This window comes from Paraliomyxa miuraensis (genome assembly GCF_026337845.1).
Lineage (GTDB): Bacteria > Myxococcota_A > Polyangia > Nannocystales > Nannocystaceae > Paraliomyxa > Paraliomyxa miuraensis.
The window spans coordinates 1-15,331 of the sequence record NZ_JAOVZF010000123.1 but is presented as its reverse complement, the minus strand read 5'-3'; the positions used below and the strand labels follow the sequence as shown (position 1 = coordinate 15,331).

At 71.0% G+C, this 15,331-nt stretch carries 11 protein-coding genes; 6 read left to right on the top strand and 5 right to left on the bottom strand.

The window, feature by feature from the left end; all coding sequences use genetic code 11:
- The first annotated feature begins 3 nt into the window (after positions 1–3).
- From OEB96_RS01750 to OEB96_RS01735, 4 genes are all read left to right on the top strand, one after another.
- Positions 4–1,554: an ArnT family glycosyltransferase gene (locus OEB96_RS01750; RefSeq protein WP_266213645.1), complete on the top strand. Its 1,551-nt coding sequence runs from the start codon at positions 4–6 to the stop codon at positions 1,552–1,554.
- Positions 1,555–1,664: 110 nt separating this feature from the next.
- On the top strand, positions 1,665–3,785 hold the full coding sequence (locus OEB96_RS01745) for an ATP-binding cassette domain-containing protein (RefSeq protein ID WP_266213644.1): 2,121 nt from the start codon (positions 1,665–1,667) through the stop codon (positions 3,783–3,785).
- Positions 3,782–5,137 (top strand): HlyD family secretion protein, encoded by a 1,356-nt coding sequence (locus tag OEB96_RS01740; RefSeq protein WP_266213643.1) that lies wholly within the window; start codon positions 3,782–3,784, stop codon positions 5,135–5,137. Before OEB96_RS01745 ends, OEB96_RS01740 begins: the two co-directional genes overlap by 4 nt.
- Positions 5,134–6,555 (top strand): TolC family protein, encoded by a 1,422-nt coding sequence (locus OEB96_RS01735; RefSeq protein WP_266213642.1) that lies wholly within the window; start codon positions 5,134–5,136, stop codon positions 6,553–6,555. Before OEB96_RS01740 ends, OEB96_RS01735 begins: the two co-directional genes overlap by 4 nt.
- Here the strand turns inward: OEB96_RS01735 and OEB96_RS01730 are convergent.
- Positions 6,538–8,052, bottom strand: a complete 1,515-nt coding sequence (locus OEB96_RS01730; RefSeq protein WP_266213641.1) for a hypothetical protein — start codon at positions 8,050–8,052, stop codon at positions 6,538–6,540. The two genes, OEB96_RS01735 and OEB96_RS01730, sit on opposite strands and share 18 nt — an antisense overlap.
- 129 nt (positions 8,053–8,181) lie before the next feature.
- Here OEB96_RS01730 and OEB96_RS01725 point away from each other — a divergent pair, with 129 nt between their 5' ends.
- A complete protein-coding gene (locus tag OEB96_RS01725) occupies positions 8,182–9,948 on the top strand; it encodes a CFI-box-CTERM domain-containing protein (RefSeq protein ID WP_266213640.1) in 1,767 nt (588 codons plus the stop codon).
- 81 nt (positions 9,949–10,029) lie between these two features.
- Complete coding sequence (locus OEB96_RS01720; protein WP_266213639.1) at positions 10,030–10,752, top strand: hypothetical protein; 723 nt, start codon at positions 10,030–10,032, stop codon at positions 10,750–10,752.
- 110 nt (positions 10,753–10,862) lie between these two features.
- Here the strand turns inward: OEB96_RS01720 and OEB96_RS01715 are convergent, their stop codons facing one another.
- The 4 genes from OEB96_RS01715 to OEB96_RS01700 form a co-directional block, all read right to left on the bottom strand.
- Positions 10,863–12,986 (bottom strand): DUF2079 domain-containing protein, encoded by a 2,124-nt coding sequence (locus OEB96_RS01715; protein ID WP_266213638.1) that lies wholly within the window; start codon positions 12,984–12,986, stop codon positions 10,863–10,865.
- Positions 12,987–13,016: 30 nt separating this feature from the next.
- A complete protein-coding gene (locus OEB96_RS01710) occupies positions 13,017–13,991 on the bottom strand; it encodes a nucleotidyltransferase domain-containing protein (protein ID WP_266213637.1) in 975 nt (324 codons plus the stop codon).
- A gap of 1 nt (position 13,992) precedes the next feature.
- Positions 13,993–14,511: a 3'-5' exonuclease family protein gene (locus tag OEB96_RS01705; RefSeq protein WP_266213636.1), complete on the bottom strand. Its 519-nt coding sequence runs from the start codon at positions 14,509–14,511 to the stop codon at positions 13,993–13,995.
- Positions 14,512–14,914: 403 nt separating this feature from the next.
- The coding region (locus OEB96_RS01700) for a transposase (RefSeq protein WP_266213635.1) at positions 14,915–15,331 on the bottom strand (417 nt) is incomplete at its 5' end.

Here is a 15,331-nt window from a genome sequence, read left to right as displayed (position 1 = left end):
GTCGTGGACGCACCCACCCAAGAGCCCCTGCCCGCCTCCGGTGAGCCCCTCTCGCGGGACCCCGACCCCATCGGGCCACGAGGGCGCCGCGCCGAGGGCGGTCGCATGACGTGGAGCGCGATCGTTGGCGCGGGCGCCCGGTGGCTCGTGCGGGAGCGCTGGCTCTGGGGTCTGTTCCTCGCCGCGCTCGTGGTCCGTCTGCACTGGAACCTCGTGGTGCATCCCGTCGGGGACTATGTGTACTCGGACATGAACGGGTACGTGACGCGAGCCGATCGCATGCTCGCGCAGGGCCTGTCGCCCCACGAGTACAGCAGCTTCTTCCCCTACGGCACGCACTGGATCGTGGCCGGAGCCAAGTGGCTGTGGGGCAAGGACAACTACACGGCCATCGGGATCGTGTACGCGATGTTCGGCGCGCTGACGGTCGCGTTCGCCTACGCGGCCACGCGGCGAGCGAGCGCGTTCCCTTCGTGGGTGGCGCCCGCGGTGGGCCTGGTGGGGGTGCTCTACTATCCCCACTTCTCGCTCGGTGGCTACATCCTCTCGGAGGTCCCGTTCGCGTTCTTCTTGATGGGCGCGGTGCTGTGCTCGCTGCGGATGGCCGATCGCGGCTCCTACCTCGACGCCGCGCTGATGGGGGTGTTTGCCGCGCTCGGCACCACCATACGGCCGCAGCTGATGATCTCGGCCGCGCTCCTGGGGCTGCTGTGGATCGTGCGGCGCAAGGCCCTGCCCAGGATCCGACTGACGCACCTGCTCGCGTCGGGGATCCCGGTGGTGATCGTGCTCGCGCTGTCGAGCGCGCTGCTGCACCACAACACGGGGCGCACCGGGATGGTGTCGGAGAACGGCTCGTTCAACCTGGTGTTCGGGCGCTGCCACGCCTCGAAGATCCGCACCACGCCCGATGGCAAGGGACACGGGCGGGTCCACTTTCGGCCGCCGTCGTTCTTGCAGGTCAAGAACCACGAGAACCGCGCCAAGAAGCAGCGGGTGCCGCCGCGGGTCGAGCTGAACCCGGCCATCGCCGACGAGCTGGTCTACGCCGGGTACATCGGCGACAAGGACAAGCACATGGAGTACGTGCGCGAGTGCATCGAGCGCACGGGCGTGTGGGGGCAGATCGAGTACGGGATCCTCAACGCGACCCTCCTGTGGCGCCACAACGTCCCGTGGCCCGACTCGGGGCGCGCCCAGTGGCGCGACATCAGCAAGTGGTGGACCCACCTCCACCGCAACACGGTGGCCATCCCCGCCCTGGTGGTGATGATGCTCGTGCTGGTCGTGTTCATCGTGCGGGGACGGGCGGCCAAGCAGGCGTTGCTCGCGGTGCACCTCTTGGGCGCTGTACTGGTGGCGGCGGTGTTCTTCGGATCGATCCGCATTCGAACGCCCTACGACTTCATCATCCTCGCGCTGGCCTTCGAAGGGGTCGCGTTCGTGCTGTGGCTGGGGCTCCAGGCGGTCGTGCTGCGGATGCTGCTGGGCACGTACGGCGGGCAAGGACGGCGCTGGCTGGAGATGCTGCGCCGCGATCGCACGCCGTCCTGAGGAATTGCGCACGGGGCGGCGCGCACCCCGGCCAATTCGCGGCTGGGACACATTCTTGGGGCGATCGACTTGCCTCCCCCGGGATCTGGCCTCAACCTCCCGCCCGACGCATGCAGGTCAACGCGACGACCGGAGCCCCACCGGTTGGGCTCTCGCCGCCGCTCGTGGAGCGCTTCGAGCCGAGCGCTGCCCAGCTCCGCCTCGCGCTGGCTGCGGCCGCCGAGGCCGTGGGCGTGGAGCCGACCCCCGAGCAACTCCGGAGCGCGGCAGAGCTGGGAGCCCGCAACCCCTGGACTCGACCGCCGGAGCGGCTGGCCGAGCAACTGGCCCACGTGCTGGCTCGTGCCGGCGTGCGGGCCCGGCGGAGTCGCCAGCCCGGGCCGGGCGTGGGGCCGTCGATGGCCGTGCTGCCGGGGCCGATTCCGCGGCTGCTCGTGTCCCGCGGCCAGCACGGAGCACGTCTCGCGCTCGTCGAGATCGATGACACCGGGTCCCGAGCGCTGCGGCTGTCCCCGCGAGCGCTGCAGGCTCGCTACGGCTCCCTCTTTGGATCGGGTGCGGTGACCTGGCTCGAGCTCGAGCCCGCGCTGCCGCTGGAGTCGCTGCGGGTCACCCCCGAGCGGGGCCCTCGCTCGCCGTGGGCCCGCACGCGGGCCCTGCTCGCGCTCGACCGCAACGACATCGGGGTCGTGCTGGTCTATGCGCTGGCCATCGGTGCGCTCACCTTGGCCACGCCGGCCGCGGTCCAGGCCCTGGTCAACAACGTGGCGTTCGGCACCACGCTGCAGCCGGTGGTGGTGCTCACCCTGCTGCTGGCGGTGGGCCTGGGGTTCTCGGCGTTCCTGCGCGCGTTCCAGGCGGTGGTGGTCGAGGTGGTGCAGCAGCGGCTGTTCGTTCGGGTGCTCACCGATCTCGCGCGGCGGCTGCCCGCGGTGGAGCCTTCGGCCTGGACCCACCGCGACGGCCGCGAGCTGGCCAACCGCTTCTTCGACGTGGTCACGGTGCAGAAGGCGGTGGCCACCCTGCTGGTCGACGGGCTGGGGGTGCTGCTCCAGACGGTGATCGGCTTCGCGCTGCTGGCCTTCTATCACCCGCTGCTGCTGGCGTTCGACCTGCTGCTGGCGGTGGTGCTGGTGGTGGTGATCGCGGTGCTCGGGCGCGGTGCGGTGCGCAGCGCGATCGCGGAGTCGACGGCCAAGTACGAGGCCGCGGCGTGGGTGGAGACGCTGGCCGGGCGGCCCCTGCTGTTCAAGACCGGCCACGGCCCCGCGCTCGCGGCCCAGCGCGCGGACGACCTCGCGCACCGCTACCTCGACGCGCGCCGTCGGCACTTTCGGCGCTTGCTGGCGCAGACGGTCGGCGGACTGGCGATCCAGGTGATCGCCAGCACGGCGCTGCTGGGGCTCGGTGGTGCGCTGGTGCTCGGCGGCCAGCTCACGCTGGGCGAGCTGGTGGCGGCGGAGCTGGTGGTGTCGGCCCTCGGGATGGCCTTCGGCAAGATCGGCAAGTCGCTCGAGAAGGTCTACGATCTGGTGGCCGCGGCCACCAAGCTGGGCGCGCTGGTCGATCTGCCGCTCGAGCGCATCGATGGCGAGCCGCTGCGAGGGGAAGGGCCCGCGCGGCTGCGGGTCGTCGAGGGGGCCACGGATCGCGAGACGCTCGAGCTGGGGCCGGGGCAGTGCGTGGGCCTCGTGGGGGGCGAGGCGGCGGAGCGGATCATCGAGGCGGCCGCGGGGCTGCGGCCGCTGTCTCAGGGCTTCGTGGAGCTCGATGGCGTCGACCTGCGTCACGTGAGCCTCGACTCGCTGCGGGGTGCGGTGGCCCTGGTGCGCAACGGCCAGCTGCTCCCGGGCACGGTGCTCGACAACCTGCGGCTGGGCCGCCCCGACCTCGAGCTCGATGCGGCGCAGGAGCTGCTGCGCCGCGTGGGGCTGGCGTCGGCGGTGTCCCGGCTCCCCGGCGGCCTCGAGGAGCCGGTGGGCCTGGGCGATCACCCGCTCGACGAGCCGCAGCGGCGACGGCTCGCGGTGGCGCGCGCCCTGGCCGAGCAGCCGCGGCTCCTGGTGCTCGATGGCGTGCTCGATGGGATCGTCGGCGAGGGCGATCCACTGCTCGACCTGTTGTCGTCGCCGGCGGGCCTCGGCCCCACCGTGCTCGTGCGCAGTCGTGACCCCGCGGTGCTGGCCCGCTGCGACCGCGTGGTCGCACGAGACGAGGAGGGCGGTCCATGACCGAGCCTCGCTCGCCGCTCTCGTCGGGCCCTGCCCGGCTGGCTCCCACGCTGCTCGGCCCGGCCCCGGTGCTCTCGCTGACCCAGACCCCGCGAGCGGGGCGCTTGCTGGCCCGCATCGTGGCGGTGGGCGTGGTGGTGCTGGTGCTGTGCCTGTGGCTGCTGCCCTGGCAGCAGAGCGTGCGCGGCGAGGGGCGCGTCATCGCCTATGCCCCGCTCGAGCGCCAGCAACAGCTCGAGTCGCCGATCGCCGGCCGCGTGATGGAGTGGGCGGTGCAGGAGGGCGACGCGGTGCAGGCCGGTCAGCTGGTGGCCGTGGTGTCCGACAACGACCCCGAGCTGATGCATCGCCTCGAGCAGCAGCGCGATGCGATCACCACGCGCGCCGGGGCCACCGCAACCGCGCTGCGCGTGATGGAGACGCAGATCGAGGCGCTCGAGGCGGTGCGCGAGTCGGCCGTGCAGTCGGCCGACGCCAAGGTCGCCTCGACCGATGACCAGCTGCGGGCGGCCGAGCAAGAGGTCGAAGCGGCCCGCGCCAAGGCGCTCACCGCCTCGCTCCACCGCGACCGCATCGCAGCGCTCCACGCCGAGGGGCTGGCCTCGCGTCGCGACCTCGAGCTGGCGCAGATGGGGCACGACACGGCCCAGGCCGAGGTCGAGGAGAAGCAGGCCAAGCGCAGCGCCGCCAAGGCCGAGCTGCGAGCATCCCGGGCCGATCGCGCCCAGACCTCGGCCAGCAAGATCGCCAGCGTGGACGAGGCGCGGACCGAGCTCGAGAAGCTTCGCGCCGAGCTGGCCAAGCACGAGGAGGACCTGCTGAAGGTGCAGACCCAGCTGGCCCGCCAGGCGACGATGCGAGTCACCGCCCCACGCGCCGGACGCATCCTGCGGCTGCTCGCCAAGCAGGGCGGCGAGCAGGTCCAGGCCGGCGATCCGCTGGCGGTGCTGGTGCCCGACACCAAGGCGCGTGCCGTCGAGCTGTGGATGGACGGCAACGATGCCCCGCTGGTCTCCCCGGGTCGGCACGTTCGGCTCCAGTTCGAGGGCTGGCCTGCGATCCAGTTCGTGGGATGGCCCTCGGTGGCGGTGGGCACGTTCGGCGCCGAGGTGGCGTTCGTCGACGCGGCCGCCGACGAGCGCGGCAAGACCCGCGTGGTGGTGGTGCCCGATGATCCCGCGTCCTGGCCCGAGGGGCGGTACCTGCGTCAGGGCCAGCGCGTGCACGGCTGGGTGCTGCTCAACCAGGTTCCGCTGGGCTTCGAGATCTGGCGCCAGCTCAATGGCTTCCCGCCGGCCTTGCTCGAAGGGGCCGACCCGACCGCCCGCGGCGAAGAGGGCAAGGGCACGTGATCCGCACCCCGACATGGTGGTGGCAGCCGGTGCTGATGCCGGTGCTGGCGCTGGTACTGGGGCTGGCTCGGATCGCCCGGGCCTCCGAGCCCCCGCTCACGCTCGACGAGGTGCTCGAGCGGATCTCGCAGCATCCGGGCCTGCAGGGGACCGAGCAGAAGATCGAGGCGGCCCGGGGCAAGCGGCTGTCGGCCCGCGGTGCCTTCGATCCCAAGCTCGTGGCCCGCGGCACCGTGCAGCCCGTGGGCTACTACGAGAACGCGTGGGTCGACGTGAAGGTCGAGCAGGCCACCCCGCTGTGGGGCACGGTGCTGTTTGCGGGCTGGCGCCTGGGCCAGGGGGAATTCCCGGTCTACGACGGCAAGCTCGAGACGGCGCGGGGTGGCGAGCTACGGGCCGGGGTTCGCGTGCCGCTGTGGCGCGATGGCCTGGTCGATCGCAATCGCACCACTCGCAGCCAGGCCGAGCTCGAGGTCCGCCGGGCCGAGCGCGAGGCCGACGCCAAGCAGCTCGAGCTCCAGCTGAAAGCGGCCAAGACCTACTGGAGCTGGGTGGGAGCCCGCCAGCGCCTCGACGTGGTGGAGCAGCTGCTGCACATGGCCGAGGCCCGCCAGGCCGGCCTCGTGCGCCAGGTCGACGCCGGAGCGGTCCCGGAGCTCGAGGCCATCGACAACGAGCGGAGCATCGCCGACCGTCGGCTCGATGGTGTGTCCGCCCGGCGCAAGCTCGACACGGCTGCGGTGGAGCTCTCGCTCTACCTTCGCGATGCCGAAGGTCGCCCCGTGGTGCCGCCGCGCGGCCGTGCGCCCACCACCCTCCCCACCCCGCCCGCGGCGCCCGAGGCATCACCCGAGGCGCTGGTCCCCAAGGCCCTGGAGCGGCGCCCCGAGCTGCTCGCGCTCGAGCACGCCCAGTCGGTGGCCGAGCTCGAGGCCCGCTGGGCTCGCAATCAACGGGCCCCCGACGTCGCGCTGCAGGGCTACGTGGCCCGCGATCTCGGCCCGGGCCCCACCTCGCTGCTGCCCCCCGAGCTGGCGCTGTCGCTCACGCTCGAGCTCCCCGTGCCGCTGCGCAAGGCTCGGGGCCAGCTCCAGACCGCCCTGGCCGAGGTGTCGCGGGTGCGAGCGGAGCGACGCCTGTGGAGCGACGTGATCGGCATCGAGCTGCGCACCGCCGATCTCCGCCTGCGAGCCGCCATCGACGCGCTGGCGCTGGCCGATCGCCAGGCCGAGCTGGCCGAGCGGGTCGCCGAGGCCGAGCGGCGGCGACTGTCGCTGGGCGCTTCGAACGTGCTCACCGTCAACCTGCGCGAGCAAGCGGCCGCCGAGGCGGCCACCAAGCGCATCGACGCGGCCATCGAGGCCCAGGTGGCGCACGCCGAGCACCGCGTGGCCCAGGGTCTACCGCCCGTGCGGTGAGCGAGCCGCCACCGCCGAGGGCTCGATGCCCAGCGGCGGCAGCTCGCCGCACAGCAGCTCTTCCTCGAAGAAGTAGCCGAAGTGCTCCACCTCGCCGCTGCGCGCGTCGACCAGCGCGGCCACCAAGGGCAGCGCTCGCCTCGACCGCTGGTCCGAGGCCTCGATGCCCCGACACAGCGCTCGGCGCAGCAGCAGCTCGCGCAGCGCCCGGGCCTGTGCCACCGCGGTCTCCGACCCGCTGCCGGGCCCCGCGTCGTACTCGGTCAGCTGACGCACGGCACCGAGCCCGGGCACGTGGAACGATGCATCGGCCGGCACCCAGCGCCCCACTGGAACGCCCAGCTCGGGCGAGGCCAGGGCCTTGCCGATCGCCGCGAGGCGAGCCCGGGCCGCCTCGAGGTCGGCCGGATCGAAGCGCCGCCGCCGTGGCGCACACACGTCGTCGAGCGCCTCGTAGACCTCGGTGATGGCTCCCAGTCGATCGGCCAGCCCGGCCCACGAGGGCGCGAGGTGCTCCTGCGCGACCTGGGCCGCCTCGGCCGCGACCGCGCGCAGCTCGAGCGCATAGTCCCGCCCCATCGTCGCCGCGCAGCGCTCGGGTACGGGCACGCTCGGCTCGATCGTACCGATGCGTGCGCCGCCCACCAGGAACATTCGCGGCGCCACCGAGCAGCTCGCCGCCTCGGTCCCGCAGCGGGCGTAGTCCTGGAGGTACGTCCGGTACGCGTGGCCGCACTGCTCTCGGGTCCAGCCGTCGTCGCCCTCGGGCTCCTCGCCCGGGCGCTCGCCCTCGTAGGCCGCGAGCTCTGCCGACATGCTCGCCACCGCGGCCACCAGGGCCGGACGGTAGACCTGCCACAGCACGGCATCGGCGTGATCGAGGAACGGCTCGAGCTCGGCGAGTGCCTGCTCCTGGCCGGCCGCGAGCGCGGCCATGGGCGCCTCGCAGCTGCCCACCGCCCACGCGGGCAAGGCTCCCCACTGCGCGGGCGACAGCGACGCCTCGTCGAGCATGAGCACCGCCGATGCGCTGGCCTCCACCGGCAACGGCTCGCCGGTCCACTGGTAGCGCGGGCGCGCCGAGCCGTCGTCGGCCACACGCGAGAGCGGCAGCGCCACCCCGTCGAACGGCGCCCCATCGAGCTCGAGCACCTCGATCGCAGCGCCGGGATGCAGCGCGTGCACCAGGTCCTCGACCCGTGCCGCTTGCTCGGACCCCTGGAAGCGACGGCCGAGATGCAGCGCGATCGAGTCGTGATCGGCGAGCGCGGCTCGCAGCGGCTCGGGATCGCCCGCCGTCAGCACGGGGGGCGTCCACGGCACGTCGAGGCTCGGCATCGGCAGGCCGGTGGCGGGCTCCGAGGGGCCCGCGGGCAGCGGTCCCGCCACGACCTCGACGGGTGCAGCTCCGCGCGGAGCCGGAGAATGGCCCGTGCATGCGATCGTCAGCGTCGTCAGCGCCAACGCGACGCCATGGGCATGGGAGATCGAGGACATTGCGTCGTCTGGCCCCGAGGGTAGCCTCGCAGACCCTTCCTACGCGTGATCCGCCGCACCTGCCACCTTGGGACGCTCTTGGCCGGCTCCTGGCGGGCGCGCGGCGAGCCCTCTGGTAGACTCGCCGCCGTGGATCGGACCATCGATCGGACCAGGCTCGCGACCTGCAGTGGCCCCCTGGCGATGGCCCTCGGTGCCGCCGTGGCCTCGGCCGCCCCTCACGCCCGCGCGGCCGACGACGACATCCTGCTCGAGATCCACTACAAGCCCGTCCACGACGCCCAGATCGCGATCTGGATCGAGGACGCCGAGGGCAACTTCGTCACCGACGTGTTCGTGACGCAGGCCACGGGACGACTGGGCATCGGCAATCGCCCGGGGCGCTGGGACTTCCTGTCGAGCTGGCGCTTCCCCTACGGCCCCCGCACCGGGGTGCTGCCCGTGTGGGCCCACGCCCGCGGCCAGACCTATCCCAAGCTGGTGTTCCACGACGACGATGCGGCCGATCAGGAATCGCTGGGCTGGCACGAGAACACCAGCTCGCCCGAGCCCTACTTCTGCCGCCCGCTGACGGCCAGCGAGAACGGGACGATCTCGACCGACACGATGACGTGCCCCTCGCCGGCGACGTTCCAGTCGGACAAGGGTCGCTTTGCCGCGGGGGAGACCTCGGTCTATCCGCCGCGCAACGATCTGACCACGTTCGAGGACGGGCACGACTCGGCCGACGTGCCGATGCTGTCGGTGCTCAACGACCTCGACGCGGTGACCGGGGCCACGCCGATGGGCGACCAACCCGACATGGTCACCGCCGTGATCCCGGCCACGCTCGCCGAGCTGGGTCCGCTGACGGTCAAGCTCGAGATCAACCTCGAGCACGACGAGAACTCCGACTGGGACTTCGATCGAGAGAAGGACCACTACGTGGATCCTCGCCTCGAGAACTACGGCGTCGAGTACTTCGGGCAGCCCTCGGTGGTGTACCAGGTGCAGCTCGATGCGACCCAGGCCGCGTTCGTGGGCACCGATGCCTATGCCGGGTACGGCGAGCGCGACGGGAGCAGCGGGGTCATCAACCCGCCCGATGCCTCGATCAGCGGCAGCGGTGGCAGCGGGGCGGATCGGCTGCAGCTCTACACCCTCAACGGTGAGACCTTCCGCTTCGGCGTGTACAGCCACGGGCCCGACAGCGGCGGCGGTGGCGGTGGTGGTGGCGGTGGCGGAGGGACCGGTGGCGAGCCGCCCCCCGACACGGGCTGGGGCAGCTGCACCATCCAGCCGCTGCCTCGCCCCGAGGCGGTGGAGCTCGAGGCGATCGACTTCGACACCGTGCGCGTGCACTTCACCATTCCCGAGCTGGCCGACGCCAACGATCTGTCCAACGTGGTGCTCTACTACCGCCAGGGGCAGATGGAGCTCACCGACGACAACGCCGGCTCGGCCGTGCAGCAGGTCCCCCGGTTCGAGGATTGCAGCGGCGACGTCGCCCGCGGCGAGCCGGCGTGGTGCGACGTGACCGAGCTGTTTGGCAACTACGACTATCAGATCGGCATCTCCTACGAGGACGAGTGCGGCAACAAGAGCGGCGTCGCCTCGGATCTGATCCGCACCCCCGCGCAGGAGTTCGCGCAGGTCGAGGGCTTCTGCTTCGTGGCCACCGCGGCCTGGGGCGCGCCGTGGACCGAGCGCGTGCAGGCGCTGCGGTGGTTCCGCGACCTCTACCTCCGCCCCAACGCCATGGGCATGGCCTTCGTGGCGTTCTACTACGCCAACAGCCCGCCGCTGGCGCGGGCGATCGCGGAGTATCCGCTGGCGCGGGCGATCGTCCGCGTGCTGCTGCAGCCGCTGACCGACATTGCTCGGTTGGCGACTGCCATGCCCCCCGCAGCCGATTGAGCGCTCGCGGTGCAGCCAGCTTGCCCCCCGAAGGGGGGCGTGATCGAGGCCGAGCGAACGGCTCTACAGGGCACGCCCACGATGGACCCTCGAACGCGCATCGAGGCCGCGTTGGCGGAGCACGACCCGCCCTGGCGTCTTCAATGGCTCGACGCGACCGAGCTGCGGGCCCGCTCGCGCGGCCGGATCACCAATGCACATGGCCTCAACCATCGCACGCTCAAGCCCGAGCGTGGAGGCCTCCTGTGCTGTCGCATCTTCGGCCCGGTGGAGGAGCTGTCGTGCGTGTGCACCAAGTACCAGGGACCGAACCACCGCGGCATCACCTGTGAGAAGTGTGGGGTAGAGGTGCTGGAGGTCTCGGTCCGTTGCGAGCGCTTCGGCCACATCGAGCTGCCCGTCGGCGTGCCCCACCCCTGGGACGACACCCGCTCGTTCGAGGCTCTACTCGTGCTCCCGGCGGGGTTTCGGGAGCAGTCGCCCGGGGACCTTCGCGTCGATCTACGTGGCCTGAACGGCCTGTACCAGCGCGTGTACCAGCGAGCCGAAGCGCTCGCTCGCTGCATCGAGCACCTCGCCCCCTCGTTGATCGTGGAGCACGAGACGACCTTGCTGCACCAGGCGATCGCACGCCTGTTCGGTCGGCCACGCCAGCGTCCAGGCACTGGGCCCACGCTCACCGCTCACCTCCAGCGAGCCTTGCTCGAGCTGGATGCGAGCCGTCCGCCACCGTCTACGCTGGTGGCCACGCTCGCAGCGCTGGGCTTGACTCTCGAGGCCGCCGGCAGCCCCGCCGAGCCGTAAGTCTTCGACCAAGCGCCTCAGTCTCGGGCGCAGTGCAGCCCCCAACCTCGCCAGTACGCAGCCACGGTTCACGCCTTGGCTCGCGCTCGCCGTGCCCGACATCGACACGGTCACGCACCGGGGCGCGCGGGTAGCGGGCCGAGCAACGGGGCGATGTCGCGATCGGTGCGACGCAGGAGCACCACGCCTCGGCGTGAGGCGATCCGCTCGTAGCCCTCGGATGCCTCGAGGATGGTGAAGCGCTTGCGGTCCGCCTCGCGTAGCTCGCCGGTCCACACCAGCAGGTAGTCGACGTCGCCGGTCGGCTCCTGCGCGTGGTGCTCTCGCGGGTAGTGGTAGACCCGCGGGCGCTCGGCCGCGAGGGGCCCGATGTAGCCGCTGACGGCCAGGCTCGCGTTCGTGGGCAGCAGCGCGAGGACCTCGAGCACCCACGCGCGCCGGTCCTCGACCACGATCCCGATCCGCTCGGGAATGGGCTTGAAGCCGGCCCGAAACCCTCCCACCGGGCTGTAGACGCTGTACGACGTGGCGAACGCGAGGCTCGCCACCAGCGAGCCGAGACACAGTGCGGCCCTCACCCGCCCGGGCTCGAGGCCCAGGGCCATGGCCACCGACCCCGGACGCGTCAGCGCCAACACCCCCAGCGGCATGGCGGCCATGAGCACCGGGAACAACAGCGTGGTGTAGTGAAAGAACGGATCGAACACCGGATCGCTGGTCGCCAGGGCCGTGAACGCGACGCCCAACCCCACGGGCAGGATCCACCGCGAGGCCGCGAGCGGGAGCATCAGCAGCGGCAGGCCCAGCGCGACCGCATAGATGACCTTGTCCGAGGACAGCGCAAAGCTCAGCACGTAGGCCGGGTTGGCGAGCACCGCGGCCAGCAGGCTCGCCAACCCCACGTCGGCATCATCCCCCGCGCCCGCGAGCAGGCTGGCGTAGCGCCCGGAGTGCGCCCCGAGCCCGGCCCCCGGGGCAAGGAGCAGCAGCACCAGCAAGAAGTAGCCGACCGAGATCGTGAGGATCACGAGCCCACGACGCTCGCCCAGGCGTCGCACGGCGGCCGAGGGCTCCTCGGCCCGCATCCCCACGCCTCCCCGCAGCGCCACCACCCCGTAGAGTGCGGCGACCAGCGCCAGCTCCTCGCGCACGAGCAGCAGCAGGACCAGCGGTACGAGCAGGCGGGCTCCGAGCGCGGGGCCACGCTCGTCGTCGAGCGCATGGGCCAGCCACAGCACGAGCGGCGTGGCCAGCGACAAGGAGTGGAAGTCCCACAGCGCGTTGGCCTGCACCGGCGGGTAGAGGACGTACACGACCACCATCCACAGGCCATGGGCCGGATGCCCGAGCGCCCGCACGGCGATCTTGTAGAGCGGCCAGGCTCCCGCGCACAGCCAAACGGCCTGGAACACGATCAGCGTCTCGGCCAGCGGCGCCGGAATCCAGGCCAACGGCGCGAGCAGGACCATGATCGGATCGAAGTGCTCGCTGGTGTGCGTCCCGCTGTCGAGGAAGCTGCACGCGAGCAGGTCCCCCTGGCTCGAGTTCCACACGAGGTTGGAGAAGATCCCGAGGTCGTACGTGTTGGTCAGCATGGCGTGGTGCCGCCACAGCCCGACCTCGATCCACTTCAGGCCGGCGATCCCGGCACACACCAGCGCCGCGGTCCCGCACAGCCGTCGAGCCGCGCGCAGCTCCGCCAGTGCGGCCACGCGTCGGGCCACGGCCGGCCGCGCGAGCAGCCGATGGGCCACGACCCCAGCGGACACTCCAACGGTGAGGATCGAGCAGCACACCAGCCACGGATGCCGCTCGACCTCCGAGCCAGAGCCGATGATTAGCGTCAGCGGCAGCAGCACCGACACCCACGTCAGCCGGTGGACCTCCCGCACGTAGTCGGCAAAGCGCCTCGGCACCGCCTCCGACGACGCGGTCGCCTGGTCGCGCCGGACGGCCCGCACGTACCCGAGCCCATGGAGCACCACCACCACCACCAGCGACACCGCCCCCCAGGCGAGCGCCGCGACGCGATCCTCTCCGCTCAACGCGTTGGCGAGCACCGCATCGGGCCCCATCGCCAGCCACGCCCACAGCGTGAGCCCCGGCGCGAGCCCGATGACCACCAGCCACAGGCCCCAGCCGGTCACCGCCCCCGTCAGCCGCACCGCCAGGCTCACCAGCCGGCTGGCGGGCTGCTCGCGCTGCCGCGTGGGATCATCGTCGCTCACGGCCACCCGCCGGCTCCCATCCCCATGCCCGACTCGTCACACCACGAGCATTCGGTACAGGACGCTCCCGTCCCCGATCGCCGTCAGCAACTTGAACATCGAGTTCCCGAACTCGTTCGCGTCTGCGCGCAAGGCTGCGCTCTTGCCTTCATCGAGAAAGAGCGCGATGAGATCGGCCTCGGGTTGGTTCGTCTGTTCGAGAAAACGCTCGTACTGCCGAATGAGGGGCTCGACGTGCGGACCAGCCTCCACATCCGTGGGCACGGGTAGGCGTTCGAGTCGCTCCGTCGGTGTCAGGCAGGCCATCGCCTTCACGTCGGACGGGGCAACCGTTCCGCGAGTCCGATGGACGGCCAACAAGTAGGCGAGCCCCGAGTAGCAGGTCAGCAGCCGGCTGTGCTTGAGCTTGTAGTTCTTGAGCTTGCGTTTTGCCTTCTTCTGCGGAGGATCCCGTTGCGTGCGAGCCTCGTAGTTGATGCAGAAGGTACGCCACATGCGAAGAATGTCGTTCGCAAGGAACGACGGTACGAAGTCATCCGCATGGTCCGCATAGTCCGCCCAGTACTTCGCGATGACCTCGTCGAGCGCGGCGCCGTGGATTGCGTCACCTATCAGCGGCCGGCTCTCCAGCAACAGGAGCATGCGCGCGGTGAAGGTGTTGCTCGCGTCGTCCTCCGGTCTGCCGAGCGCATCGACGAGGTTCTTCACGGTATAGTGCTCGAGCCACTCACCATCGCCAGAGAACTCGGGAAATTTGGTCTGCTTGCAGGCCTTGATCAACTCCGCCTTGAGACAGATCTCATCGAGATTGCTCAGGAGCCTGCGGCCCAGTCCGTCGGTCTGTCCGACGATGAACAAGTCGAGGTCGCTGTGCGGGCTCGCTTCTCCCCGAGCGAACGAGCCCGTCAAGTACACGCACCCCTTGTCACCGGCATATCTCTTCGCATCCTCCAGACGGCGGCCGAGCTCTGCGAGGCGTTCCGCTGCAGCCGCCCTGCGCTGCGCGAGCATGCTACCCATGGTTCCCGTCCCACTCGAAGAGGTTGGCGAAGATCTCGGCTTGCTCGATCGCGTCGTCCACGGCGTGGTGCGTGTGGGCATGCTCCGGCTTGAGACGATCGAACAGGCCGCTGCGCCCTGCCGACGCGACGGGGATGCGGCCCTTGACGGCGAACGCCGTCTTGATGTCGAAGCAGCTCGAGTGGTTGAACGGCGAACCATCCGCCGAGAAGCGAACGAAGTACCAATAGAGCCACGTCCAGTCGAAGCTCAGTGGGTATGCCACGAGGACCGGTCGCGCGCCGCCTGCGATGCGACGGACCCATGCCGCGGCCTCGGTCATCGCCTCTTCCGGGGCGCGTCCGCCCGCGATGAGAGCATCGCGATCGAGCCCGTTCACGGCCAGTGCCTCGGGCTCGAATTCGGAGGAGATCGGCTTTAGTTCCGCGTAGAAGCGCTTTTCGAACGCCTTCGGTCGCGAGAAGACCTCTCCGTCGAATCCTCCGGCGAAAACCAGCGCGAAGGACAACATGGAGAAGGGCCCCGGGATGGGACCGTCGGTCTCCACATCCGCCGAAAAGTACGAGTCCGAGCGAGGAGACGGCGCAGAAGACCGTAGCGCCGCGGTGGCTCCCACCGGCACGGTTGGTTCTCGTGGTGGCACGCGCGGCCATCCTAGCGCGGAGCGGTATCACCGGGCGACATCGGCCTGCCCCCTTGGCCGGCGGTGCTCACGCCCAGGAGAATCTCCGGACTGGCGGGCCGCGCGTAGCGAGATCTCCGTGTCAGTCCCTCGGCCGGCTCGCCGCAGTCCCTTCGGGGGCCGAGCTGAACCGGCCGGTAGCCCGTGACGGTCGCGGGGTGCAACCGCCCCACCCAACGATGCCCCTTCGGGGGCACGCTGGGTGGGTTGCTAGAGCGGCGAACAGATAGTCTCATGCGGCAAGGGCGCGTTCCATGCGGTCGGCCACGAAGAGATTCTCGATGACGGCGTAGCGCGTGAGGTCGAAGATGTTCTTGTCCACGCCCAGGTAGCGCGCGCGTCGTCCTTGTCGTTGGCAGATGTGGGCGAGCCCATGCTCGACGGGGACGCGCTTGCGAAGCTCTGCACGGCCCTCGGGTGTGGCTTTGGCGGCCGCGAGCTTCTGGAGCAGCTGCTCTTGAGGATGAATGCTGATGCTACGGCCGTGCTTGGCCGTCGTGCAGCGCTCGCGATGGGAGCACTGCTCGCACGTCGATGCCTCGAATCGCGCCACGGTTCCGTGGAAGCGTGTGGTCTCGCCGGCTGGGCAGCGGACCGTCCCGCCTTCGAGGTTGATCGCGAATTCGTGCTTGGCGTAGCGGTCTCCATT

Coding starts and splice junctions, on each gene's coding strand:
- OEB96_RS01745 (WP_266213644.1), top strand. CDS start 1,665: ATGCAGGTCAACGCGACGACCGGAGCCCCACCGGTTGGGCTCTCGCCG.
- OEB96_RS01740 (WP_266213643.1), top strand. CDS start 3,782: ATGACCGAGCCTCGCTCGCCGCTCTCGTCGGGCCCTGCCCGGCTGGCT.
- OEB96_RS01730 (WP_266213641.1), bottom strand. CDS start 8,052: ATGTCCTCGATCTCCCATGCCCATGGCGTCGCGTTGGCGCTGACGACG.
- OEB96_RS01720 (WP_266213639.1), top strand. CDS start 10,030: ATGGACCCTCGAACGCGCATCGAGGCCGCGTTGGCGGAGCACGACCCG.
- OEB96_RS01710 (WP_266213637.1), bottom strand. CDS start 13,991: ATGCTCGCGCAGCGCAGGGCGGCTGCAGCGGAACGCCTCGCAGAGCTC.
- OEB96_RS01705 (WP_266213636.1), bottom strand. CDS start 14,511: ATGTTGTCCTTCGCGCTGGTTTTCGCCGGAGGATTCGACGGAGAGGTC.